This window comes from Citrobacter sp. GW821-FHT07H02, assembly GCF_059418505.1.
On sequence record NZ_JBWKPZ010000005.1, the window covers coordinates 149,484 to 172,449 of the forward strand.

Here is a 22,966-nt window from a genome sequence, read left to right on the forward strand (position 1 = left end):
AATAAAATGCCTTATCCGTTTAACCCACGGTTCAACAACATCGGTTCGATTTGTGGATCGTGGCCGCACCACTGGCGATAAAGTTGAGCTAAATCAGTGCTATTGCCCCGAGACAAAATCACCTCCCGAAAGCGCTGGCCATTTTCACGCGTTAATCCGCCATGCTCGACAAACCACTGATAGCCATCATCTGCCAGCATTTGCGTCCACAGATAGGCGTAATACCCCGCCGCATAACCGCCGCCAAAAATATGGGCGAAATAACTGCTACGGTATCGCGGTGGGACGGCGTGAAGATCTATCTCCTCAGCCGCTAACGCCTGCGGTTCAAAACTGTCCACTTCCGCTACGGGCGAATCCGCCGACAGGGTATGCCAGCGCATATCCAGTAAAGCAGCGCTCAGTAACTCTGTCATGTCATAGCCTTTATTGAACAGGCTCGCCTTGCGCATTTTGTCTTGTAGCGCCTCAGGCATTTTTTCCCCCGTTTCAACATGCCGGGCATAACGCGCAAAAACAGCAGGATGGCTCGCCCAGTGTTCGTTGATCTGCGACGGGAACTCAACAAAGTCACGCGGCGTATTGGTTCCGGAAAGCGTCGCGTAACGCTGGGTCGCAAATAGCCCATGCAACGTGTGTCCGAACTCATGGAACAGCGTGATCACATCATCCCAGAGCAATAACGCCGGTTGTCCTGCAGACGGTTTTTGATAGTTACAGACGTTGTAAATCACCGGTCGGGTTTCGTTGAGCGTGGACTGTTCGACGAAGTTACCCATCCAGGCGCCACCGCTTTTTGACTCACGCGCGAAGAAATCACCGTAAAATAACGCCAGTCCTACGCCGTCACTGTCGAATATTTCCCAGACGCGAACATCAGGGTGGTAAACCGGGATATCAAAACGCTCAATAAATTTGATGCCAAACAGCTGGTTTGCCGCCCAGAAAACGCCCTCGTTCAGAACCGTGTCTAAAGCGAAGTACGGCCTGAGCTGCGTTTCATCTAACGCGAACTTCTCGCGCCGTACCTGCTCGGCATAGAACGCCCAGTCCCACGGCTGCACCGTGAATTCCCCCTGCTGTTGATCAATGATTTTCTGGATCTCAGCCTGTTCATCAAGCGCACGCTGACGCGCAGCGGGAACAATAGCCCGCATAAACGCCAGTGCGGCCTCGGGCGTTTTCGCCATCTGGTTGGCAATTTTCCACGCCGCATAATGGGCAAAGCCCAGTAGTTTTGCCTGCTGAGTACGAATTTCCACCAAGCGCAGCACGATGGCGCGCGTGTCATTGGCATCATTTTTTTCTGCCCGGTGCCATGCCGCCTTGAAGAGATTTTCCCGCGTCTGTCGGTCACACAGCGCGGCGAGCGCCGGTTGTTGCGTGGTGTTAAGCAAGGGAATTAACCAACGCGCCGAAAGCCCCTTCTCTGCGGCGGCTTGTGCGGCAAGGGCAATCTCTTCGGCACTTAAACCTTCCAGCGAATGAACCGCATCCACCACCAATCCACCCGATTTGTTCGCCGCCAGCAATCGCTGGTTAAACTGGCTTGTCAGCGTCGCTGACTCGGTGTTCAGCCGTTTCAGTTTGTCTTTATCGGCATCACTGAGTTGCGCCCCGGACAGGACGAAGCGCTGATGAATCACCTCCACCAGCCGTAAGGATTCTGCATCCAGTTTCAGCGTTTGACGCTGCTGCCAGACGGCGTCCACGCGCGCAAACAGGGCGCTATTGAGATAGATATCATTCGCCAGCGCGGCGAGTTCGCCGGAAAACGCCTCATCAAGACGCTGCAATTCATCGTTGGTATGCGCCGCCGTCATGGCGAAAAATACGCTGGTGACGCGCGTCAGTAACACTCCGCTTTGCTCCAGCGCTATGCAGGTATTGGAAAAATCCGCAGCCTCGGGGTTGTGTACAATCGCATCGATTTCTGCGCGTTTTTGCCGCATTCCTTCATCAAAGGCGGGACGGTAATGGCGGTCTTCAATCAGATCAAAACGCGGGGCCTGATACGGCAACACACTGTTACTTAAGAATGGATTTGTTAACGACATCTTTCACTCCCGAAAACGATTTCTTGAATAGAGTAGGCCTCCCTGGAAATGACCGCAATCTCGTTAACCAGAATTACCCCCTAACAGATATCGCGTGCTATGGTAGTACAACACAAAAAGCGTTGAGGAACAGTGAGATGATCGTTTTAGTTACCGGTGCAACGGCAGGCTTTGGTGAGTGCATTACACATCGTTTTATTGCGAATGGTCATAAAGTGATTGCCACAGGCCGCCGCCAGGAACGCCTTCAGGAGTTACAAGATGAGCTGGGAGAGAACCTGCTAACGGCACAACTGGATGTGCGCAATCGCGCAGCCATTGAACAAATGCTGGACTCGCTCCCTGCCAACTGGCGCAATATTGATATTCTGGTCAACAACGCCGGGCTGGCTCTCGGGCTTGAACCTGCGCATAAAGCCAACGTTGACGACTGGGAAACCATGATCGATACCAACAATAAGGGATTGATTTATATGACGCGTGCCGTGCTGCCAGGCATGGTTGAACGTAATCGTGGCCATATCATCAACATTGGCTCTACGGCGGGCAACTGGCCGTACGCGGGTGGCAATGTCTATGGCGCCACCAAGGCGTTTGTCCGTCAGTTCAGCCTTAATCTGCGCACCGATTTACACGGTACTGCGGTTCGCGTCACGGACATTGAGCCGGGGCTGGTCGGTGGAACCGAGTTCTCAAACGTTCGCTTCAAAGGTGACGATGCGAAAGCGGGCAAAGCCTATGAAAACACAACGGCATTAACGCCAGAAGATGTCACCGAAGCGGTATGGTGGGTGGCCACATTACCCGCTCACGTCAATATCAATACCCTGGAAATGATGCCCGTAACACAATCCTTTGCCGGACTGAGCATTCATCGAAAGTAATTACGTTACCCGGCCTCTGGCCGGGTATAGCCCACGGCAAATAAATGGTAGAATAACCGGGTTAACTCTCTAAAAAGTAAGAGCACATGACCGTCGAAACGCAACTCAACCCTACACAGCCGGTAAATCAGCAAATATACCGTATTCTTCGTCGTGACATCGTGCATTGCCTGATTGCACCTGGCACCCCGCTTTCTGAAAAAGAAGTTTCTGTACGCTTTAATGTTTCGCGCCAGCCCGTGCGAGAAGCGTTTATCAAGCTGGCGGAAAATGGACTGATCCAGATCCGTCCACAGCGCGGTAGCTATGTGAACAAAATTTCGTTGTCACAGGTGCAGAATGGGTGTTTTGTCCGTCAGGCGATAGAGTGCGCAGTTGCCCGTCGCGCCGCGTCAATGATGACGGACAGCCAGTGCTATCAACTGGAGCAAAACCTGCACCAGCAACGTATTGCGATTGATCGTAAACAGCTTAATGACTTCTTCCAGCTTGATGATGAGTTTCACCAGAAACTGGCGACCATCGCCGATTGCCAACTGGCCTGGGACACCATTGAGAATATTAAAGCGACCATTGACCGTGTGCGCTATATGAGCCTGGATCACGTGTCGCCGCCTGAGATGCTGCTCAGACAACATCACGATATTTTTGCCGCGCTCGAAAAACATGACGCAGATGCCGTTGAACGTGCGATGACCGTCCACCTGCAGGAAATCGGTGAATCCGTACAGCTTATTCGCCAGGAAAACAGCGACTGGTTTAGCGAAGAATAATTCTCCCCCTCACCCCTCACGGGGTGAGTTCTCTCTCGTTTTTCTCCCTGCACATCCTTACCCAAAAAGCCGTGAGCTTGATCAAAAACAAAAAAAATCCTTCGCAAGAGGCGTATTTATATGACGCCCGTTACGTGGGACTAAAAGCCCACGGGCTTTGACGGTAAGTTAGAAAGGAGAAAACACCATGATGACATACGATCGTAACCGTAACGCAATCACCACTGGCAGCCGGGTCATGATTAGCGGCACTGGACATACGGGGAAAATTACTTCAATTGACACCGATGGCCTTGATGCAGCACAGATCCGTCGCGGGAAAACCGTGCAAGTTGAAGGTTGTGAGGGTAAGTTTGCGCCCATCGAACTGATTCGTCTCGGCATGAACTAAGGGTGTCAATGCCGCCCCTGGCGGCATAACGATGATGTTACTGCCGGGAAGCGACATCGCTATTCCCGGCTACATATCCATTTCTACAGCGTTATTTCAGTTTCGCGACGTACGTTGCCACGGTCGCTTTCGCACCATCAGCCAACAAAGACAGATACGCGTCAGTCACTTTACGGGTAAACAGACCTTCATGCGGCAGCTCATTGCCGAAGATCGCATCAATGCCCAGCAACGCCTGAACGCGGCTTTCACCTTCCTGACTCGCCTGAACCGCTTTCTGAATAACAGGAAGCAGCGGATCGTTGACCTCAATCGCATTGCCCTGCTCGTCCACACCCCCGACATAGCGCATCCATCCTGCAATACCCAGCGCCAGTAAATCAAAGCTGCTGTTATGCGCCAGATGCCAACGCACAGAATCCAGCATACGCTGAGGCAGTTTCTGGCTACCGTCCATCGCAATCTGCCAGGTCCGGTGACGCAGCGCCGGGTTGCTGTAGCGTTCAATCAGTAAGTCGGCGTAACGTTTGAGATCAACCCCTGTCACTTTCAGAGTTGGCGCCTGTTCCTGCAGCATCAACGCATGTGCTGCGAGACGGTAATTTTCGTCTCCCATACAATCATTGATATGCTGATAACCGGCCAGATAGCCAAGGTATGCCAGGAAAGAGTGGCTACCGTTCAGCATGCGCAGTTTCATCTCTTCAAACGGGATGACATCGGCAACCAGTTCAGCACCGGCTTTTTCCCATTCCGGACGCCCTGCTGCAAAGTTGTCTTCAATCACCCACTGACGGAACGGCTCACACGCTACACCCGCAGGGTCGCGAACACCGGTTAACTGTTCAATTTTGTCCAGCGTATCAGGAGTGACGGCAGGCACGATTCGGTCAACCATCGTGGAAGGGAACGTGACGTTTTGTTCAATCCACTGCGCCAGTTCGGCATTAACGGCACCGGCATACGCGGTCACCACATTACGCATCACATGACCGTTCTCAGGCATGTTATCGCAGGACATCACGGTAAATGCAGGCAAACCTGCCGCTTTACGGCGCGCCAGCGCTTCAACGATAACCCCCGCTGCGGATTTAGGCTGCTGTGGGTTTTGCAGATCGGCGGCGATCATTGGGTGATCCAGCATCAGTTGCCCTGTCGCCGGAGAATGACAATACCCTTTCTCAGTAATCGTCAGGGAAACAATGGCAACCTGCGGCTCGCACATCGCGGCCAGTACAGCGTCCAGACCATCAACCTGGGCATGCAGAGCAGTTTTCACCACGCCGACAACTCTTGCCGTCCACGCATCTGCCGACATTTCTGCCACGGTATACAGGTTATCTTGTTGTTTCAGGTCGGCAATCTGCTGCTCGCCGCCGATCAGATTGACTTCACAATATCCCCAGTCACTGTTGTGCTCTGCTGCCAGAATATCGGTGTAGACTCCCTGATGCGCACGGTGAAACGCACCAAACCCCAGATGAACAATACGCGGCACCAGTTTGGTACGATCGTATTCCGGAAGCGCAGCCTTTGCCGTTAAGAGCTTGTTTTGCATTGTATGACCTACTTTTTAATGAAATCAGGACTGTCTCAGAGTAACGCCTGTATGGTTGTATGTTTTGATTTGAATTAAGCTTTTAGCAATTGGTATGACATCATTTTGAAGTTATCTGACATCCCTGACTCGCGCCAGGGATGTCTTTTATTAACTCATCGTGATGGTTGAGTGCGTTTTCTTGACGGCCGTCTTATCCGTTTCGCACCATAGCGCGTCATAAGAATAGCCCGTCAGGTCTTCGACAATGCGGCGGGTTTCAGGGTCCACATCCTGCTTCGCACCGTGGGCTTTTAAACGATCAACTTCATCGACAAAAATTTTGTGGGTTCGTTTATTCAGATGGAAGGTTACCGCCTGCCACAAAGCCAGAATTAACAGCCCCGCAGTCCCTGCAAACAGCAGCGTAGCAATGGTATTAACGGCTTCTTCAGGCTGAACCTGACTCCCCTTCACAAATCCGCCACTCTGCAACATCAACCCCACGATGAAGGTCGCGATAGCGACTGTCGTCTTACGGGAGAACGTCATCACTGCGGCAAACAGACCTTCACGACGTTGGCGGGTGATCATTTCATCAATGTCCGGAATGAACGGGAAGACGTTCCATGGCGTGAACTCCAGCACGCAACGCCCCACCTGGTACACCGCAGCAAGAACCACCAGCAATGTGACTTTGCTATCCCCCGGGAACTGGTACACCATAAAGAGGCCGATCAGACACAGCATCATCAATGTGTAGGCAAAAACATAAAGCCGTGATGGACCGTATTTAATGATCGCGACCCCTGCCAGAAGTGTGACGGGTAATCCAACGATGCTCATTGACAACAATGTCCCTGCCAGTGCTGAAGAAACGTTCAGGCAGTAAACACAGAAAAAGACAAAGACGGTGTTGTAGACATCTTTCGCGGTAAAGGAAAAAAGATAAATGGCCAGATGTTTTCTGAACGCACGCACTTTTAACGTTGAGGCATATTCTTTGAACAGTTGTCCTACCATCGCCACCTTTTCCGCAAGCGTAGTGGGCTGACTACTGCGCTCAAGTTCTGCCTGCATTTCCGGCGTTAACTCACGTTCCCATGTCACTTTCCAGGAAATAAATACGCAGACCATAAACATCACAGCAAAGACCACGCCGTTGATAAAATAGGCATTCGGGTCATGTTCCCCGAAATGACCGATCAACAACCCCGGAATGAAGGTCGCGAGAAAAGTCCCGGTTGCAGAAAGAAACATACGACAGGTGGAAAGCTTCGTCCGTCCGTTAAAATCCTTTGTCATTTCCGAAGGCAATGTTTCCCACGGGATCAGGACCATCGCAGCGATAATTTCAAACGCCAGGTATACTGAAAGGTAGAACCAGAAATTCATTCCAGTCACCCACAGTAAAATATAAACCAGCATTAATGGCGCGCCAATGAGCAAGAAGAAACGTCTTCTGCCAAATTTTTTACCCAGCGCATTTTTATAAAAGTGGTCAGTAAAAGAGCCCATAAATAAGCTAACAATCGCATCGACTATCCTTGCGATCGCCACTATTGATGCAGCCTCAACTGGCGACAGACCAACAAAAGTGGTATAGAAAAAAAGGAGCCATGCGCCAATAACCGTAAATGCGCCGCCTCCCATGATATCGGTCATGCCATAGCCGATACTAGTTGGAATCGTTATTTTTCTATTGGTACGAGTCATGTTCTATCCTCAACAAAACGTCTCAGAATTTAAAATAATTATTGGCATTATCGTGGCAAATATTTCTAATCATTCGCGTCAGGATTTGTTGGTTATTCGGCACCTCACCTTTTTCGACCCATCCGCCGATAAGATTGCAGAGTATTCTGCGAAAATAGTCGTGCCGGGTATAGGAAACAAAACTACGTGAGTCCGTCAACATACCGATGAAATGCATCAGTAATCCCTGATCGGCCAGGCTATTTAACTGATTCTCCATCCCGCGTCGCGTATCATTAAACCACCAACCTGAACCAAACTGCATTGGCGAATTAACACCGTATTCCGCACTCTGGAAATTAGCGATAGTCGTCGCAACCACATCGTTATAGATCGCATTGAGGTTATAAAGGATCGTTTTTGGCAACGCGTTTGCCTTTGCCATTGCATCCAGCAACTGATTGAGCGAGGACGCCAGAGATGACTGATCGTTAATCGAATCAAAACCCGTATTAATGCCCAATTGCTGACGCATTTGACTGTTGTTACTGCGCAGCGCACCGAAGTGAATCTGCATCGCCCAGTCTCTGGCCTTGTAGTGCCCAGCGAGCATGACAAAAATCGCGCTATTGAGCTGCGCTTCTTCTGCCCCCGTCAGGAGCACGCCTCCCGCCTTCCGGGAAAAAAGGTCATTCACCTGTTCCGGTTCACTGGCCTGGTAATCAATACTGACCGGACCATGATCGGAAATACGACAACCGTTCAGATGAAACCAGTCAATACGTTTGCCAATGGCCTCGGCAAAACTTCCGAACGAGTCTATCCCAACATCCGTAAGATGAGAAAGTTGCGTAATAAAATGTGCAAACTCAATTGCATTTTCATTAAACACATCATCCGGGCGAAATGTCGGCAGAACCTTAATAGAAAAGGTTTTATCCTGTTTTAATAATCGATGATACTCGAGAGAATCCAGCGGCGCATCGGTTGTACAAATAGCCTCTACGTTTGAATGCTCCATTAAATAACGTGGTTTAAAATTGTTTTGCTTAATAACCCGATTACAATGATCCATCACTTCACGCCAGTTCTGGCTATCGAGGTTCACATTGCAGTCAAAATATTTACTCAGTTCCAGATGAGTCCAGTGATAAAGTGGATTACCAAAAGCAGCTTCTACTGTTTCGGCCCATGCCTGGAATTTCTCTTCAGCACTTGCATCACCGGTAATAAAACGCTCATCTATGCCATTTGCCCGCATCGCACGCCATTTATAATGGTCGCCAGCAAGCCAAAGCTGGGTAATATCTTCAACTCTTTTATTTTCGTAAATATCTTTTGCTTCAAGATGGCAATGATAATCGATGATCGGCAGATCTTTTGCGACGTCTTGATACAACCGAGCACCGACTTCATTGTCGATCATAAAGCGATCATTAATGAAGTCCATGTTTAATATCCTGTATTAACTAATTCGCTTAAATTACCAGTTCCACAAAGTGCCATCTTCCAGACGTGCTACAGGCAAATAGGCCGGTTCGTAGGGATATTTCGCCGCCAGTTTTTCATCAAACTCAATACCCAGACCCGGTTTATCGCCAGGGTGCATATAACCGTTGTCAAACGTCCAGTTATACGGGAAGACTTCCAGCATTTGCTCGGAATACCCCATGTATTCCTGAACCCCGAAATTCGGCACCCACAGGTCAAAGTGCAGCGCCGCAGCCATACAAACCGGTGAGAGATCGGATGGACCATGTGAACCGGTACGAACCTGATACAGTGAGGCAAAATCAGCAATACGCCGCATACCAGTAATGCCGCCTGCGTGTGTAATCGTGGTACGGATGTAGTCGATCAGTTGCTCTTCAATCAGCTGTTTACAATCCCAGATGCTGTTAAAGACTTCGCCGACCGCGATAGGCGTAACCGTATGCTGGCGGATCAGGCGGAAACATTCCTGGTTCTCCGCAGGTGTGGGATCTTCCATCCAGAACAGGCGGTGATCTTCAATGCTCTTACCAAAACGCGCCGCTTCGATGGGTGTCAGGCGGTGATGCATGTCATGCAATAAGTGCTCATCAAAACCAAATTTGCTGCGCACGGCTTCAAACAGTTTGGGGGTAAAGTCGAGGTATTTCTCCGTTGACCACAGTTGCTCTTCCGGCCACTGCCCTTTTGTCGCAGGCTCGTAAGCCAGCCCTTTCCCCTTCGCCATGCCGTAGGTGGTTTTCATACCCGGTACGCCGCACTGCACGCGGATCGCTTTAAACCCCATCTCTTTATGACGCGCATAATCTTCCAGCACATCATCGACCGTATGACCGGTAGTGTGGCAATACACCATCACGCCTTCTCGAGAAGCACCGCCCAGTAACTGATACAGCGGCATGTTGGCGGCTTTCGCTTTGATGTCCCACAGCGCCATATCAACAGCAGAGATGGCCGACATCGTGACCGGGCCACGACGCCAGTAAGCGCCTTTATAAAAGAACTGCCAGATATCTTCGATCCGGTGCGCGTCACGGCCAATCAGTTGAGGGCAAAGATGATCTTTCAGATACGATGCGACCGACAACTCACGCCCATTCAGCGTGGCGTCGCCAAGACCGGTAATACCGTCTTCCGTCGTAATCTTCAGCGTAACAAAGTTACGTCCCGGACAGGTGACAAAGACTTCAGCCCCTACAATCTTCATTTTTATTCCTTACATCTCTTGTGTGATGCAGGGAATTTACCGGACTGAGCTACTACCATACAAGTATAGCGATCAAAAAATCGCTCATTCGTCACAAAATGGGATGCTTAAACGCGCCCCCAGCCTGCCACGATGATCAACATTCCACAGAGCGCTATCGCGGCGCCTGACCAGTCATAGACACTGAGCTTTATGCCGTCGACAAAACGCAGCCACAGCAAGGCCGTGCAAACATAGACACCGCCATAGGCCGCATAGACTCGTCCGCTGGCCGCCGGATGCAATGTCAGCAACCAGACAAACAGCGCCAGTGAAACGCCCGCCGGAACCAGCAACCAGGCCGTTGCGCCCCGCTTAAGCCAGAGCCAGGGTAAAAAGCAGCCGATGATTTCGCAGAGCGCGGTAACAAAAAAGAGTAGCGTGATTTTTAACATTATGGGTATTGAGTGACCGTTGATTTAACCATGATACGTCAGAATATCCTCAGCGTATCCATGCCCTTAAGGCGGGTATGCCCTGCGCGCCGAAATAGTGTAGAATTTGGACGCATTAATTTGCTTTTAGCCCATTCATTTAAAGGAACTGACAATGAACAAAACACTTAGCAAACGCCTGTGCCTGACGGCAATGCTTACGCTGGGTGCCGTCATGTACACCACTTGTGCAATGGCAGAAACCAGCAAACTGGTGATTGAATCCGGTGACAGCGCACAAAGCCGTCAGCAGGCCGCGATGGAAAAAGAACAGTGGAACGATACGCGTAAGCTGCGCAATAAAGTGAATACACGCACAGAAAAAGAGTGGGATAAAGCTGACGCGGCGTTTGATAAGCGCGATAAATGTGAACAAAGCGCGAATATCAACGCGTATTGGGAACCGAATACCCTTCGCTGCCTGGATCGTCGCACCGGCCGCACTGTTGCACCTTAAATAAAAGTTCACGAAGGAATGTAAGGATATCGTATGACAAGCGCCCAGAGTGTCAAACTACGCCCGCTTGAGCGCGAAGATTTACGCTTTGTACACCAGCTCGATAATAACGCCAGCGTGATGCGTTATTGGTTTGAAGAACCCTATGAAGCCTTTGTCGAGCTGTCAGATCTGTATGACAAACACATTCATGACCAGAGCGAGCGCCGCTTTGTCGTGGAATGTAACGGCGAGAAAGTCGGTCTGGTTGAACTGGTCGAAATTAACCATGTGCATCGCCGGGCCGAATTCCAGATCATTATTTCTCCGGATTATCAGGGGAAAGGTCTGGCCTCTCGCGCAGCAAAACTGGCGATGGATTACGGTTTTACCGTGCTCAACCTCTACAAGCTGTACTTGATCGTCGATAAAGAAAACGAGAAAGCGATTCACATCTATCGCAAATTAGGATTTATGATAGAAGGTGAATTAATTCATGAGTTTTTTATCAACGGCGAATACCGCAATACCATTCGGATGTGTATCTTCCAGCAGCAGTATTTGGCGCAACACAAAACGCCAACGTCTAACCTGCTAAAACCCACCGCGCAGTAAACTGCGGTTTAGTAATACTCAATGGTATTTTTAATGGTGTAACTCCGTTCAACTGCTGGTTTAGCGCTTTCATCGACAATAATAAGCTGGCAGTTGACCGGGTTGGCGTGGGCGTCATATTCGCAGGTTTGCTTCACATTCCCCACGGGCCGGTCGTTAAGCAGAGTCACGGCGGTATAATCCATTTTTTTTAGCGGGTCCGCAGACGGTTTAGAATTGACCGACAATTTATTGTCTTTGGTGACCGTGGTCTTACCCAACGGATATCCATCGGCGTCGTAGCGGTACTGTACGTTCATCTCTTTACCCGCTGCGCTAACGACGAAACCGTTATCATCGGTATCCCAGACAACCCCTGCCGAAGGCAATTCCGCCAGTTGGCATTTCCCCTGCAAGCGCACCCTTTTTTCCAGCGTTTCGGCATCTCGATAAAAATTGGCGTCCAGCACTAATGCCAGGCCGGTATTGTTTTCCACATCGTGAAGTTCAAGCGTATCAAAGCAGCCTTCCTGCGATAACGTGCCGCTGACCCGTTTCGCCACTTCGCCTTTATCATTCATCAATGTCTGGCTGAAATCTTTTACCGGGCCACGTAACGGATCAAAATCAAATTCATTGGAAAAGCTGGCCATTTCCGGCGTGTACGAAACCAGACTTGTTGCGTTGTCACATCCAGCAAGCATCACACACAGAAAACTCAGGAGCGCCTTTTTCGTCACATTATTCACCGCGTTACAGGGAAGAGTCTCAATCATATTAGCAAATACAGAGGGTTACACCACAGTTTTGTCCACAAAGAAAAGGCCCACGCCGAAGAATGGGCCCTCTACACGATGATAAATGACGATCATCGTACAGGTCTTTTTTGCTTTATGGCGAGTCAGTACAACCGCCCTCTTTATGCCTGGCCCAGTCGACCATTCCCTGGAAGTCAACAATGATCACCGGTTCATCCCCCACCACCCAGGCATCGTGGCCGGGGGGAATGCGTGACAAATTACCGGGCAGACAATCGAATTCAGAACCATCGTCCATTTTTACCCGCAGCACCCCGGCAACGTGATACTGAAAATGAGGTGCTTCACAACTCTTCGTTCCCGCGATGGGCTGCACGGAGGTCGCCCAACGCCAACCTGGCTCCAGCACCGCACGACCGACTATCGCTCCCCCTATATTCAGGAGTTCCAGTCGCCCATTCGGAAACTTGCGAACTTCGTCTGGTGTACTGAATGATTTCACTTCTGCTATGTCCATTGCGCACCTCCTTAGATTGAATACGCGCATGGTCGCTCTCAAAGTATACCAACGGCGGTTATTTTTTGTTCGCGATCAGGGCAGCTCGTCGCAATAAGTCTGGGGGCACACGAGCGGTATCGTTTTGGCGATATTTGGGGGAGTGGCGTTATTTTTAAGAACCTTCAACGGGTTGCGTTCAAATGCAGAGGGGTATACTACAAATGCTATGCTTTATTTATCGTTTTCTACAGAAGGAGTGAATGATGAACCTAACCAGAGGAATTGCCGTCTTATTACTGGTGACCGCGTCCCCGTGGGTCATGGCTGCACCGGAATCGTGCGAAAGAGTCAAAAGCGATATTGAGCAGCGGATCATCAACAACGGGGTGGCAGAATCGAGTTTTACCTTAAACATCGTGCCGAACGATCAGGCAGATCAGCCTGATTCGCAGGTTGTGGGGCATTGTGCAAACGACACCCACAAAATCCTCTATACCCGTACAAGTAGCGGAAACGCCCCTGCAAATAGCACTCCTGCTCAGGATGGGCACACCGTCGAACCGCAGTGATCCCCCTTTCGCCCTCCGCTCCCGGAGGGCATCCCTTATATTGACGTGGATTAATACCCCTTCATTACACAAGGGTAAACTCATTGCATCATTAGCAGGGTACTAATTCCCATATAAAACAATTTATATAACGATTGCGATAATGGAGTGAGTGATGTCCAGAGTTGAGCAACATGGAGGCATTAGCCGCAGAACGTTGGTGAAATCCACAGCCATTGGCTCACTGGCGCTCGCCGCAGGTGGCCTCTCTTTACCCTTCGGAGTTCGTACTGCGGCGGCAGCTGTGCAAAAAGCAATGCAGCCGGAGGACGATAAAGTCGTCTGGGGCGCCTGCTCAGTTAACTGCGGCAGTCGTTGCGCTCTGCGCCTTCACGTCAAGGACAATGAAGTCTGGCGGGTTGAAACCGACAACACGGGCGACGACATTTACGGCGATCATCAGGTACGCGCCTGTCTGCGCGGACGCTCTATTCGTCGACGTATTAATCACCCGGACCGCCTCAATTACCCAATGAAACGCGTGGGCAAACGAGGTGAAGGAAAGTTTGAGCGGATCAGCTGGCAAGAGGCGCTTGATACTATTAGCCATAGCCTCAAAAACACCGTAGACAAATACGGCAATGAGGCCGTGTATATCAACTACTCCTCCGGCATCGTCGGCGGCAATATTACACGCTCCTCGCCTTATGCCTCGCTGGTGGCCCGCCTGATGAACTGTTATGGCGGTTTTCTCAGCCACTATGGCACTTACAGCACGGCGCAAATCGCCGCCGCCATGCCTTATACCTACGGCTCAAATGACGGCAACAGTACCTCGGATATTGAAAACACCAAACTGGTGGTGATGTTTGGCAATAACCCTGCTGAAACCCGGATGAGCGGCGGCGGTGTTACCTATTTCCTTGAACAAGCCAGGGAACGCTCGAATGCCAGGATGATCGTCATTGATCCCCGTTACACCGATACCGCAGCGGGTCGTGAAGATGAGTGGATCCCCATCCGGCCGGGTACCGACGCGGCGCTGGTCGCGGGAATCGCCTGGGTGTTGATCACTGAAAACCTTGTCGATCAGCCATTTCTCGACACCTGTTGTGTCGGCTACGATGAAAAAACACTCCCCGCTGACGCGCCAGCCAACGAGCATTACAAAGCCTACATTCTGGGTCAGGGCGAAGACGCCACCGCCAAAACGCCGCAGTGGGCATCGCACATTACCGGCATTCCGGTCGATCGCATTGTGAAACTCGCCCGTGAAATTGGCACCGCCAAACCGGCCTATATTTGCCAGGGATGGGGGCCACAGCGCCAGGCGAATGGCGAGCTAACCTCACGCGCGATTGCCATGCTGCCGATTCTGACCGGCAACGTGGGGATCCACGGTGGCAATAGCGGTGCGCGCGAATCCACATACACCATCACGATTGAACGTATGCCGCTGCCGAAAAATCCGGTTAAAACACAAATTTCCTGTTTTAGCTGGACAGACGCCATTGTCCGTGGCCCGGAGATGACGGCCTTACGTGATGGCGTTCGTGGCAAAGAGAAGCTGGACGTGCCGATTAAATTTATCTGGAACTATGCCGGCAACACCATCACCAACCAACACTCGGATATCAATAAAACGCACGAGATTTTGCAGGATGACTCAAAATGCGAAATGATCGTCGTGATCGAGAACTTCATGACCTCTTCGGCAAAGTATGCCGATATCCTGCTACCCGACCTGATGACCGTCGAGCAGGAAGATATTATTCCCAACGAATCGGCCGGTAATATGGGGTATTTAATTTTTATCCAGCCGACCACTGCGCCTAAATTTGAACGTAAGCCGATTTACTGGATTATGAGCGAAGTGGCAAAACGCCTTGGCCCGGATATTCACCAGCGGTTCACTGAAGGGCGAACACAGGAGCAGTGGCTGCACTATTTGTATGCCAAAATGCTGGAAAAAGATCCGGCGCTTCCCGCCTATGACGACTTAAAGAAAATGGGCATTTATAAACGTAAAGACCCGAATGGTCATTACGTCGCCTATAAAAAATTCCGCGAAGATCCGCTGGCGAACCCGCTCAAAACCCCGTCGGGAAAAATCGAAATCTACTCCAGCAGGCTGGCAACCATTGCTAACACCTGGGAGCTGGAAAAAGGCGATGTCATCAGCCCTCTGCCGATTTATGCCTCCACGTTCGAAGGGTGGGACGACCCTAAACGGAGCATATTCCCACTTCAACTCTTTGGTTTTCATTATAAATCCAGAACGCACTCCAGCTACGGAAACATTGACGTTCTGCAAGCAGCCTGTCGACAAGAGGTCTGGATCAATCCGATAGACGCCCAAAAACGCGGCATCGCCAATGGCGATATGGTGCGCGTGTTTAATGACCGTGGAGAACTTCGTATTCCCGCGAAGGTTACGCCGCGTATTCTGCCTGGCGTAAGCGCCATGGGCCAGGGAGCCTGGCATGACGCCGATATGTCAGGCGATAAAGTTGACCATGGCGCTTGTGTCAACACGCTGACCACGCACCGCCCTTCACCATTGGCAAAAGGGAATCCACAACACACCAATCTGGTGGAAATCGAGAAAGTCTGAGCCCTGTCACTGCGTCGCCGCTGGCGTTTCAGCGGCGCGTTTGGTTACAGCCTGGGGGCAAATTCTGGTCGTGGCTGGCGATTCCCGCTAAAATGCTGCAAAACCCTGGCTAAACTGCGGTTACTGGCCCACACGATTCAGGACGCCCGGTATGGCAGTTACAGGTTAATAAACTCGTGCGGGAAATTCGCACCTTTCAGGATATTTTTGCATGACCTCATTTTCACAATCTAACGAATTCTCGATGGCGGCGCGGGTGCTTGGCGCCCTGTTTTACTACGCCCCCGAAAGTAGCGAAGCCACCCCGCTGGTCCATGCTTTAACCACTGAGGGCTGGCAGGAACAGTGGCCGCTTTCGCAGACGCTGTTAACGCCGCTGGTGACCTCTTTTCAGGCTGAGTGCGATGAATCGCTGTCTGAAGCCTGGCAGAGATTATTCGTTGGTCCGTGGGCGCTGCCTTCACCGCCCTGGGGATCCGTCTGGCTAGACAGAGAAAGCGTGCTCTTTGGCGACTCCACGCTGGCGTTACGCCAGTGGATGCGAGACAACGGCATCCAGTTTGAGATGCAGCAAAATGAACCCGAAGATCATTTTGGCTCCCTTCTGTTGCTGGCCGCATGGCTCGCTGAAAATGACCGCCACACGGAATGCGAACAGCTTCTGGCCTGGCATCTGCTGCCCTGGTCGAGCCGTTTTCTGGAAGTTTTCATTGAGAATGCCAACCATCCATTTTACCAGGCATTGGGCGAACTGGCACAGCAAACGTTAGCCACCTGGCAATCACAGCTGTTGATCCCCGTCGCGGTAAAACCGCTGTTCCGGTAAATTTGCCAGGAAACAGACTGGGCGAACGCTTATCGTCTCTACGGGCCGATAAGCGTTAATGCCCTCCGCTAACAACGGCAATCACCACTGACGGTTTTGCTTCTTTTCGCATTTCACCGCAAACTACCGTTATCAAAATCACATCACACTGCGATTATTCATGCATCGTTTACATGCTTACCCCGATCTTCGCACCCTGTTTCGCCGTTTATGGCTCGCCGCATTAATGGGGATTTTTGCCGCGCTGGCGGTGAGCGGATTTCGCCATGCGATGCTGCTCCTCGAAAGGTTATTTTTGAGTAATGACACCGGGAGTCTGGTCAATGCGGCAGCCGGTCTTTCGCCGCTGAGGCGTTTACTCACCCCCGCCCTCGGTGGGTTCGTTGCCGGAGCCCTGCTATGGGGCTGGCAAAAAATGAACCAGCAACGCCCACATGCGCCTACCGATTACATGGAAGCCCTGCAGACGGATGACCCCTTTGATTACCGTTCCAGCCTGGTGAAATCGCTGGCGTCATTACTGGTGGTTGCCACGGGGAGCGCCATTGGTCGTGAAGGTGCCATGGTGCTGCTGGCTGCGCTGGCCGCCTCTGCGTTTGCGCAACGTTTTGCGCCCCGTGAGGAGTGGAAACTCTGGATTGCCTGCGGTGCCGCGGCGGGTATGGCGAGCGCTTATCATGCACCGCTGGCCGGAAGTCTGTTCATCGCGGAGGTTCTCTTCGGCACATTAATGCTGGCGTCACTGGGGCCGGTTGTGATCTCTGCCGTTGTGGCGTTGCTAACGACTCATGTACTCAACGACAACAGCGCGCTGCTTTATACGGTTCACCTGTCACTCGATCTGCATATGCGGGAATACGCCCTGATTATCAGTATGGGGCTGGTCGCCGGTCTCTGCGGTCCGTTGCTGACGTGGTCAATGACGGCGGCTCACAATGTTTTTTTACGGCTTCAGCTAACGCCGCCCTGGCAACTGGCGTTGGGGGGACTGGCGGTCGGATTACTTTCTCTGTTGACGCCAACCGTCTGGGGAAATGGCTATAGCGTAGTGCAATCCTTTTTGTTATCCCCACCGCTGCTTTCCGTGATTGCCGGGATCTTCATCTGTAAATTGCTGGCCGTGCTTGCCAGTAGCGGTTCCGGCGCACCCGGCGGCGTGTTTACCCCCACCCTGTTCGTCGGTCTGTCAATCGGTATGCTGTTTGGTCGTTTGTGGGGGATCTGGCTTCCGGGCCCGGATGAAATAGCGATTCTGCTGGGATTAACGGGGATGGCGACGCTACTGGCGGCCACTACGCATGCGCCAATAATGTCTACGCTGATGATTTGTGAAATGACCGGGGAATATCGTTTACTCCCCGGACTGCTGATGGCTTGCGTAATCGCGTCGGTATTATCGCGAACGTTACGCCACGACTCTATCTACCGACAGCACGCTGCCAAGCATTGACATGCGGATGTACTGCCCAAGTTCACGCTGCTCTGCACGAGGAAGATACGGCAGTTCGCCAATCAAAGGTGCAGGGATTTTTTTACCGAGCACATCAATGATTCCTGCATAATGCGCAAGGCCTGGGTTGATTCGGTTTGCGACCCATCCCATTAAAGGCAGCCCATCATTGGCAATGGCCTGCGCCGTCAACAGCGCATGGTTGATGCAGCCTTCCTGGATCCCCACCACCATCAGTACCGGGAGTTGCTCCTGCACGACCCACTCGGATAATGGACGAAGGTCATTCATCAGACTCCGCCATCCTCCTGTGCCTTCCACAACAACGTGATCCACCTTTTCGCTCAGACTCGCCAACCCATTGGACAGCAAGGTGTAATTGACAGGACCACTGTGCGCCACGCTACTTTCATCTTCGCTTAACGCAATCGGGTTGATGGCCTCATAAGGCAATTCAATCGAAGAGACGCTCTGCAGCACCAGCGCATCTTTGTTGCGCAGCCCTTCAGGGGTCTCTTTGCTTCCTTTGGCGACCGGTTTGTAACCCGCGACAGTTTTACCCCCTGACGCTAACGCTTGTAGTAATGCGCGGGAAACCACTGTCTTCCCAACAGAAGTGTCTGTACCTGTAATAAAGAAACGCTTCAGCATCACTAACTCCACCGTTATGCTTCAAAAATATAAGCCAGGAAAATAATACAGTGGAGAAAGTCTAAGGTATGACAAGGGGGATCGGCTTGAGATAGCGCAATTTTTCGTACGACAGTGAAAAAATGTTAACCCTGTAATAGACGAATCAACAAAGAGCCGTTATACATCGCATCTTTTACCAACGCCGCGCCCGCCATCGTCCCCTGATTTGAAAACTGCGTGCTTTCAACGACAATGTTCTTACTGTATGCCGGGAGCGCTTGCTGGCGTATGCTGTCGGCAATGGCGGGGAAAAGAATATCCGCCGCTTTGCTTAACGGAGAACCGATCAGGATTTTTTGCGGATTAAATAAATTCACCATGATGGCCAGAATACGCCCCACATGGCTTCCGACGCCGCTGATGATATCCTTCGCCAGCAAATCCCCTTCGAGGGCAGCCTGACACAGTGAGTCCACCGTTAATGGTTGGCCGTGCAGCGTAGAACTCATCGACTGATTGAGGCGTAATTGCGCCAGTTCGAGGACGCTGTCCACGCTGGCAATGGTTTCCAGACAGCCGTGATTACCGCAATAGCAGCGTTTACCGTAGGGATCCACCTGCGTATGACCGATCTCAACCAGGCTACTGCTCCCCGCATGCAGCAAATGACCATCGGTGATGACGCCCGCCCCCACGTTGTGATCAATCACCACCTGAATAACATCGCGCGCGCCGCGCGATGCGCCGAACAGCGCCTCGGCCATCGTCCATGCGCTGATATCATGCTGAATATAGACCGGCACACCGGTATGCTGCACCAGCGTTTCACCCAGCGCCATCTCTTTGACATCATCATAAAACGGCATACGGTGGACGATGCCATTCTCAGTATCAATAATGCCTGGCATGGTGACGGCGATAGAGGTTAACCGCTCAAGTTGCTGTTGATGACGGATAAAAAACTGATCGACCAGCGTGATGATACGATCAAGCAGCGGAAGGTCGGCAACAAGGGGAAGTTCAAGACACTCCTCCACAACCAGCTTGCTGCTCAGGTCGCGCAAGGCGAGGAAAATCTCTCCGCGACTGATGCGGATAGACAGGTAGTGCCAGGCTTCGGTTTCCACCACCAGCCCAACAGCAGGACGACCACGGCTACCCGCTTCTTTGATCTCCAGCTCCTGCACTAAATGCGCTTCAAGCATTTCGCGGACAATTTTTGTAATACTGGCAGGCGCCAATTGCGCAAGGCGAGAAAGATCAATACGCGATACCGGTCCGAGCTGATCAATCAGGCGATACACCGCGCCCGCGTTGGTCTGCTTGATTTGATCGATATGCCCAGGCTGACTATCAGCAACCACCTCTGACTCCCTTTATTTTCGCGCTCCGAAATAATCTGTAGGCTATGGTGAAGGACTTCAACACTTGCCGTCAAATTTTTGCGTAGCCGTGTGATTTACCGCACATTATTACCGCTTTTTAAACTAAATTAAGCACGACTTACTGCGGATAACAACTGATGACGAAACCGTTGCGCGGCATGACTTTGCTCATGGTGTTTCGGCCAGACCAGCCACATTTCCGACACAGCATCGGCTTCAGCGATCGGTATCCAGCACATTTCATCAATCTGCACGCGTTTAAAAGAGGCGGGCAGAATCGAAACGCCCAGCCCCGCCGCCACCAGCCCAATGATGGTCATCGCCTCCCCGACCTCCTGGGTGATGACCGGCGTCAGGTTATAGCGACGCATCAGCCCGAGGATATCGTCATACAAACCTGTCCCGACGTGGGGATCAAAAAAGACAAACGGCTCTTTCGCCAATTCGACCAACGTCACCACCGGTTTTTGCGCCAGACGATGCTCGCGCGGGATCATCGCCATCAACGGTTCATGCAGTATCACCTCCCGGTTCAGCGTATCCGGAAGCAGCGTATTGCGCAGCAATCCCATATCCAGCGCCCCCTCACTCAGCGGCGCAATCTGCTCACGGGTATTCATTTCGCGGGTCTGCATGTGTACATCAGGAAATTCCATGCGAAACCCGGAAAGGGTATCGGAGACCGCCTTAATAAAGGGCGCAGAGGAGGTGAAACCGATGCGTAATTCGCCCGCCTCTCCCTGATGCAGACGCTCCGCCCGCGCCGCAGCCTCATTGACCAGCCCCAAAATTTGCCGACTGTCGGCCAAAAACTGCCGCCCGGCGGCCGTCAACGCCACGCTGCGATTGGTTCGCGCCAACAGCCGCGCCCCAACCTGCTGCTCAAGGATCTGAATCTGCTGGCTCAGCGGCGGTTGCGAAATATTAAGACGGGCGGCGGCGCGACCAAAATGCAGTTCTTCCGCAACCGCCACAAAATAGCGTAAGTGACGCAACTCAATATTCATATTTTAAAAGTATTATTTGAGATTATTAATATATTAGACAGAATATTTTGATTTTCCTACTCTTAAGTCTGATTCTTCAGCCGTTATAGTTGCAGCCCGTCTGGATAGGGGATGGACACATTCCCAGACCCAAATGGCGCGAAAAATGGCTTAAGGAGTCAGTTTTACAGGTGGTCATGCCCGTCACCTCAACTACGGGGATGCTAAGCAAGGATTTCACGTGAGCCGTACTACTATTGTCGATACCGCCCCGGCAAGCGATGTTGATGAACAGATTATTTCCCAGCCAAATCAATTTATAAAACGCGGCACCGCCCCGTTTATGCGCGTCACACTGGCGCTTTTTTCTGCCGGACTGGCGACATTCGCCCTACTCTATTGCGTACAGCCAATTTTGCCTGTGCTGTCCCATGAGTTTGGCGTATCGCCAGCCAACAGCAGTATCTCGCTTTCCATCTCGACCGCCATGCTGGCCATCGGTTTGCTGTTTACCGGCCCACTTTCCGATGCCATCGGCCGCAAACCGGTGATGGTGACCGCACTGCTTCTCGCCTCCTGCTGTACGTTACTGTCAACCATGATGACCAGCTGGCATGGCATTCTGATTATGCGGGCATTGATTGGGTTGTCGCTAAGCGGCGTTGCGGCGGTGGGAATGACCTATTTGAGCGAAGAAATTCACCCCAGTTTTGTGGCGTTTTCTATGGGGCTGTACATTAGTGGCAACTCCATTGGCGGAATGAGCGGGCGCCTGATCAGCGGGGTCTTTACAGATTTTTTCAACTGGCGAATTGCGCTGGCGGCGATTGGCTGTTTTGCGCTCGCCTCGGCATTAATGTTCTGGAAAATATTGCCGGAGTCCCGTCATTTCCGTCCCACCTCGCTACGACCTAAAACGCTGTTTATCAACTTTCGTCTGCACTGGCGTGACCGGGGTTTACCGTTACTGTTCGCCGAAGGCTTTTTGTTGATGGGGTCATTCGTCACACTGTTTAACTATATCGGCTACCGGTTGATGCTCTCGCCCTGGGAACTGAGCCAGGCCGTTGTCGGGCTGCTCTCCGTTGCTTACCTCACGGGGACCTGGAGCTCGCCAAAAGCCGGTGCCATGACTACCCGCTATGGCCGCGGGCCGGTGATGCTATTTTCGACGGGTGTGATGCTGGTGGGTCTGTTAATGACGCTGTTCAGCGCTTTATGGTTGATCTTTGCCGGTATGCTGCTTTTTTCTGCCGGTTTTTTTGCCGCACACTCTGTCGCGAGCAGTTGGATTGGCCCTCGCGCGCGGCGGGCGAAAGGTCAGGCATCGTCGCTTTATCTCTTTAGCTACTACGTAGGTTCTAGCGTTGCCGGGACGCTCGGCGGCATATTCTGGCATGACTACGGCTGGAACGGCGTTGGCGGGTTTATTGCGCTAATGCTGGTGCTGGCGATTCTGGTCGGCGCGCGCTTACACCATCGATTACACGCCTGAAGATAAGAAACCCGGGCATCGCGCCATGTGTAAAACGCCATGCCCGGGTACTCTTCCTGTCTCGACTAACAACCAACTACCACATTCCCAGGATGGAGGATGCCCCCACCATTTCCCTGATGGCGTCCAGTGCCAGAAGAGCAAATACAACCCAAATGATCGGATTCATAATGCTGTATGTGTTTGTTTTTATTTTCGAGGGGCGATTCTACCGCTTCGCAGACTAAAAAAATG

Annotated in this window: 22 protein-coding genes; 10 read left to right on the forward strand and 12 right to left on the reverse strand. The window is 51.7% G+C overall.

Features of this window, described 5'->3' with window-relative positions:
• Positions 1–11: 11 nt before the first annotated feature.
• Entirely contained in the window at positions 12–2,057 is a 2,046-nt protein-coding gene (gene dcp / locus AC07NP_RS08800; protein ID WP_494660192.1) for a peptidyl-dipeptidase Dcp, read from the reverse strand.
• Positions 2,058–2,194: 137 nt separating this feature from the next.
• Between dcp and ydfG the strand changes: the two genes are divergently transcribed.
• From ydfG to ydfZ, 3 genes are all read left to right on the forward strand, one after another.
• Complete coding sequence (gene ydfG, locus AC07NP_RS08805; protein WP_494660193.1) at positions 2,195–2,941, forward strand: bifunctional NADP-dependent 3-hydroxy acid dehydrogenase/3-hydroxypropionate dehydrogenase YdfG; 747 nt, start codon at positions 2,195–2,197, stop codon at positions 2,939–2,941.
• Positions 2,942–3,027: 86 nt separating this feature from the next.
• A complete protein-coding gene (locus AC07NP_RS08810) occupies positions 3,028–3,714 on the forward strand; it encodes a GntR family transcriptional regulator (protein ID WP_203357886.1) in 687 nt (228 codons plus the stop codon).
• A 187-nt stretch (positions 3,715–3,901) separates the two neighbouring features.
• Positions 3,902–4,105: a putative selenium delivery protein YdfZ gene (gene ydfZ, locus AC07NP_RS08815; RefSeq protein WP_203357887.1), complete on the forward strand. Its 204-nt coding sequence runs from the start codon at positions 3,902–3,904 to the stop codon at positions 4,103–4,105.
• Between the two features lie 91 nt (positions 4,106–4,196).
• Here the strand turns inward: ydfZ and AC07NP_RS08820 are convergent, their stop codons facing one another.
• From AC07NP_RS08820 to AC07NP_RS08840, 5 genes are all read right to left on the reverse strand, one after another.
• On the reverse strand, positions 4,197–5,663 hold the full coding sequence (locus AC07NP_RS08820) for a mannitol dehydrogenase family protein (protein WP_494660194.1): 1,467 nt from the start codon (positions 5,661–5,663) through the stop codon (positions 4,197–4,199).
• Positions 5,664–5,813: 150 nt separating this feature from the next.
• Positions 5,814–7,358, reverse strand: coding sequence for an MFS transporter (locus AC07NP_RS08825; RefSeq protein ID WP_494660195.1), 1,545 nt, complete (start codon positions 7,356–7,358; stop codon positions 5,814–5,816).
• Positions 7,359–7,380: 22 nt separating this feature from the next.
• Complete coding sequence (gene uxaC, locus AC07NP_RS08830) at positions 7,381–8,787, reverse strand: glucuronate isomerase (RefSeq protein ID WP_494660196.1); 1,407 nt, start codon at positions 8,785–8,787, stop codon at positions 7,381–7,383.
• A gap of 33 nt (positions 8,788–8,820) precedes the next feature.
• Complete coding sequence (rspA, locus tag AC07NP_RS08835; protein ID WP_494660197.1) at positions 8,821–10,035, reverse strand: starvation-sensing protein RspA; 1,215 nt, start codon at positions 10,033–10,035, stop codon at positions 8,821–8,823.
• 107 nt (positions 10,036–10,142) lie between these two features.
• Positions 10,143–10,469 (reverse strand): YnfA family protein, encoded by a 327-nt coding sequence (locus tag AC07NP_RS08840; RefSeq protein WP_276291810.1) that lies wholly within the window; start codon positions 10,467–10,469, stop codon positions 10,143–10,145.
• Positions 10,470–10,623: 154 nt separating this feature from the next.
• Between AC07NP_RS08840 and AC07NP_RS08845 the strand changes: the two genes are divergently transcribed.
• Together AC07NP_RS08845 and speG are read left to right on the forward strand one after the other, a co-directional pair.
• Entirely contained in the window at positions 10,624–10,965 is a 342-nt protein-coding gene (locus AC07NP_RS08845) for a DUF1283 family protein (protein ID WP_192612160.1), read from the forward strand.
• A gap of 33 nt (positions 10,966–10,998) precedes the next feature.
• On the forward strand, positions 10,999–11,559 hold the full coding sequence (gene speG / locus AC07NP_RS08850; RefSeq protein WP_203357893.1) for a spermidine N1-acetyltransferase: 561 nt from the start codon (positions 10,999–11,001) through the stop codon (positions 11,557–11,559).
• Between the two features lie 8 nt (positions 11,560–11,567).
• Here speG and AC07NP_RS08855 read toward each other — a convergent pair whose 3' ends face one another.
• Positions 11,568–12,278, reverse strand: coding sequence for a YnfC family lipoprotein (locus tag AC07NP_RS08855; protein ID WP_494660198.1), 711 nt, complete (start codon positions 12,276–12,278; stop codon positions 11,568–11,570).
• Positions 12,279–12,429: 151 nt separating this feature from the next.
• Positions 12,430–12,813, reverse strand: a complete 384-nt coding sequence (locus tag AC07NP_RS08860; protein WP_494660199.1) for a cupin domain-containing protein — start codon at positions 12,811–12,813, stop codon at positions 12,430–12,432.
• 245 nt (positions 12,814–13,058) lie between these two features.
• Between AC07NP_RS08860 and AC07NP_RS08865 the strand changes: the two genes are divergently transcribed.
• The 4 genes from AC07NP_RS08865 to clcB all read left to right on the forward strand — a co-directional run bounded on the left by AC07NP_RS08865 (position 13,059) and on the right by clcB (position 18,233).
• Positions 13,059–13,364 (forward strand): DUF1161 domain-containing protein, encoded by a 306-nt coding sequence (locus AC07NP_RS08865; RefSeq protein ID WP_370552334.1) that lies wholly within the window; start codon positions 13,059–13,061, stop codon positions 13,362–13,364.
• A 154-nt stretch (positions 13,365–13,518) separates the two neighbouring features.
• Complete coding sequence (ynfE, locus tag AC07NP_RS08870) at positions 13,519–15,957, forward strand: selenate/tellurate reductase subunit YnfE (RefSeq protein WP_494660200.1); 2,439 nt, start codon at positions 13,519–13,521, stop codon at positions 15,955–15,957.
• Between the two features lie 211 nt (positions 15,958–16,168).
• On the forward strand, positions 16,169–16,783 hold the full coding sequence (gene dmsD, locus AC07NP_RS08875) for a Tat proofreading chaperone DmsD (protein ID WP_494660201.1): 615 nt from the start codon (positions 16,169–16,171) through the stop codon (positions 16,781–16,783).
• Positions 16,784–16,943: 160 nt separating this feature from the next.
• Positions 16,944–18,233 carry a voltage-gated ClC-type chloride channel ClcB gene (clcB, locus tag AC07NP_RS08880; RefSeq protein ID WP_494660202.1) on the forward strand — a complete coding sequence of 430 codons (1,290 nt, stop codon included), beginning with the start codon at positions 16,944–16,946 and terminating at the stop codon, positions 18,231–18,233.
• On the opposite strand, the gene bioD is transcribed toward clcB, so the two are convergent.
• The 3 genes from bioD to ynfL all read right to left on the reverse strand — a co-directional run bounded on the left by bioD (position 18,189) and on the right by ynfL (position 21,258).
• Complete coding sequence (bioD, locus tag AC07NP_RS08885; RefSeq protein ID WP_494660203.1) at positions 18,189–18,884, reverse strand: dethiobiotin synthase; 696 nt, start codon at positions 18,882–18,884, stop codon at positions 18,189–18,191. The genes clcB and bioD overlap by 45 nt on opposite strands.
• A 125-nt stretch (positions 18,885–19,009) precedes the next feature.
• Complete coding sequence (mlc, locus tag AC07NP_RS08890; protein WP_494660204.1) at positions 19,010–20,230, reverse strand: sugar metabolism global transcriptional regulator Mlc; 1,221 nt, start codon at positions 20,228–20,230, stop codon at positions 19,010–19,012.
• A gap of 128 nt (positions 20,231–20,358) precedes the next feature.
• Positions 20,359–21,258 carry a multidrug efflux transcriptional activator YnfL/SxtR(Kp) gene (gene ynfL, locus AC07NP_RS08895; RefSeq protein ID WP_494660205.1) on the reverse strand — a complete coding sequence of 300 codons (900 nt, stop codon included), beginning with the start codon at positions 21,256–21,258 and terminating at the stop codon, positions 20,359–20,361.
• A 220-nt stretch (positions 21,259–21,478) separates the two neighbouring features.
• Here ynfL and ynfM point away from each other — a divergent pair, with 220 nt between their 5' ends.
• Positions 21,479–22,732 carry a multidrug efflux MFS transporter YnfM/SxtP(Kp) gene (gene ynfM, locus AC07NP_RS08900; RefSeq protein WP_494660206.1) on the forward strand — a complete coding sequence of 418 codons (1,254 nt, stop codon included), beginning with the start codon at positions 21,479–21,481 and terminating at the stop codon, positions 22,730–22,732.
• 76 nt (positions 22,733–22,808) lie between these two features.
• Here ynfM and AC07NP_RS08905 read toward each other — a convergent pair whose 3' ends face one another.
• Positions 22,809–22,901 (reverse strand): KPN_01571 family protein, encoded by a 93-nt coding sequence (locus AC07NP_RS08905; RefSeq protein ID WP_370552269.1) that lies wholly within the window; start codon positions 22,899–22,901, stop codon positions 22,809–22,811.
• Positions 22,902–22,966: the final 65 nt, after the last annotated feature.

Bases quoted from the DNA above. Each gene is read 5' to 3' on its own strand.
- dcp (WP_494660192.1), bottom strand. From the start codon at position 2,057: ATGTCGTTAACAAATCCATTCTTAAGTAACAGTGTGTTGCCGTATCAG.
- ydfG (WP_494660193.1), top strand. From the start codon at position 2,195: ATGATCGTTTTAGTTACCGGTGCAACGGCAGGCTTTGGTGAGTGCATT.
- AC07NP_RS08810 (WP_203357886.1), top strand. From the start codon at position 3,028: ATGACCGTCGAAACGCAACTCAACCCTACACAGCCGGTAAATCAGCAA.
- ydfZ (WP_203357887.1), top strand. From the start codon at position 3,902: ATGATGACATACGATCGTAACCGTAACGCAATCACCACTGGCAGCCGG.
- AC07NP_RS08820 (WP_494660194.1), bottom strand. From the start codon at position 5,663: ATGCAAAACAAGCTCTTAACGGCAAAGGCTGCGCTTCCGGAATACGAT.
- AC07NP_RS08825 (WP_494660195.1), bottom strand. From the start codon at position 7,358: ATGACTCGTACCAATAGAAAAATAACGATTCCAACTAGTATCGGCTAT.
- uxaC (WP_494660196.1), bottom strand. From the start codon at position 8,787: ATGGACTTCATTAATGATCGCTTTATGATCGACAATGAAGTCGGTGCT.
- rspA (WP_494660197.1), bottom strand. From the start codon at position 10,035: ATGAAGATTGTAGGGGCTGAAGTCTTTGTCACCTGTCCGGGACGTAAC.
- AC07NP_RS08840 (WP_276291810.1), bottom strand. From the start codon at position 10,469: ATGTTAAAAATCACGCTACTCTTTTTTGTTACCGCGCTCTGCGAAATC.
- AC07NP_RS08845 (WP_192612160.1), top strand. From the start codon at position 10,624: ATGAACAAAACACTTAGCAAACGCCTGTGCCTGACGGCAATGCTTACG.
- speG (WP_203357893.1), top strand. From the start codon at position 10,999: ATGACAAGCGCCCAGAGTGTCAAACTACGCCCGCTTGAGCGCGAAGAT.
- AC07NP_RS08860 (WP_494660199.1), bottom strand. From the start codon at position 12,813: ATGGACATAGCAGAAGTGAAATCATTCAGTACACCAGACGAAGTTCGC.
- AC07NP_RS08865 (WP_370552334.1), top strand. From the start codon at position 13,059: ATGAACCTAACCAGAGGAATTGCCGTCTTATTACTGGTGACCGCGTCC.
- ynfE (WP_494660200.1), top strand. From the start codon at position 13,519: ATGTCCAGAGTTGAGCAACATGGAGGCATTAGCCGCAGAACGTTGGTG.
- dmsD (WP_494660201.1), top strand. From the start codon at position 16,169: ATGACCTCATTTTCACAATCTAACGAATTCTCGATGGCGGCGCGGGTG.
- clcB (WP_494660202.1), top strand. From the start codon at position 16,944: ATGCATCGTTTACATGCTTACCCCGATCTTCGCACCCTGTTTCGCCGT.
- bioD (WP_494660203.1), bottom strand. From the start codon at position 18,884: ATGCTGAAGCGTTTCTTTATTACAGGTACAGACACTTCTGTTGGGAAG.
- ynfL (WP_494660205.1), bottom strand. From the start codon at position 21,258: ATGAATATTGAGTTGCGTCACTTACGCTATTTTGTGGCGGTTGCGGAA.
- AC07NP_RS08905 (WP_370552269.1), bottom strand. From the start codon at position 22,901: ATGAATCCGATCATTTGGGTTGTATTTGCTCTTCTGGCACTGGACGCC.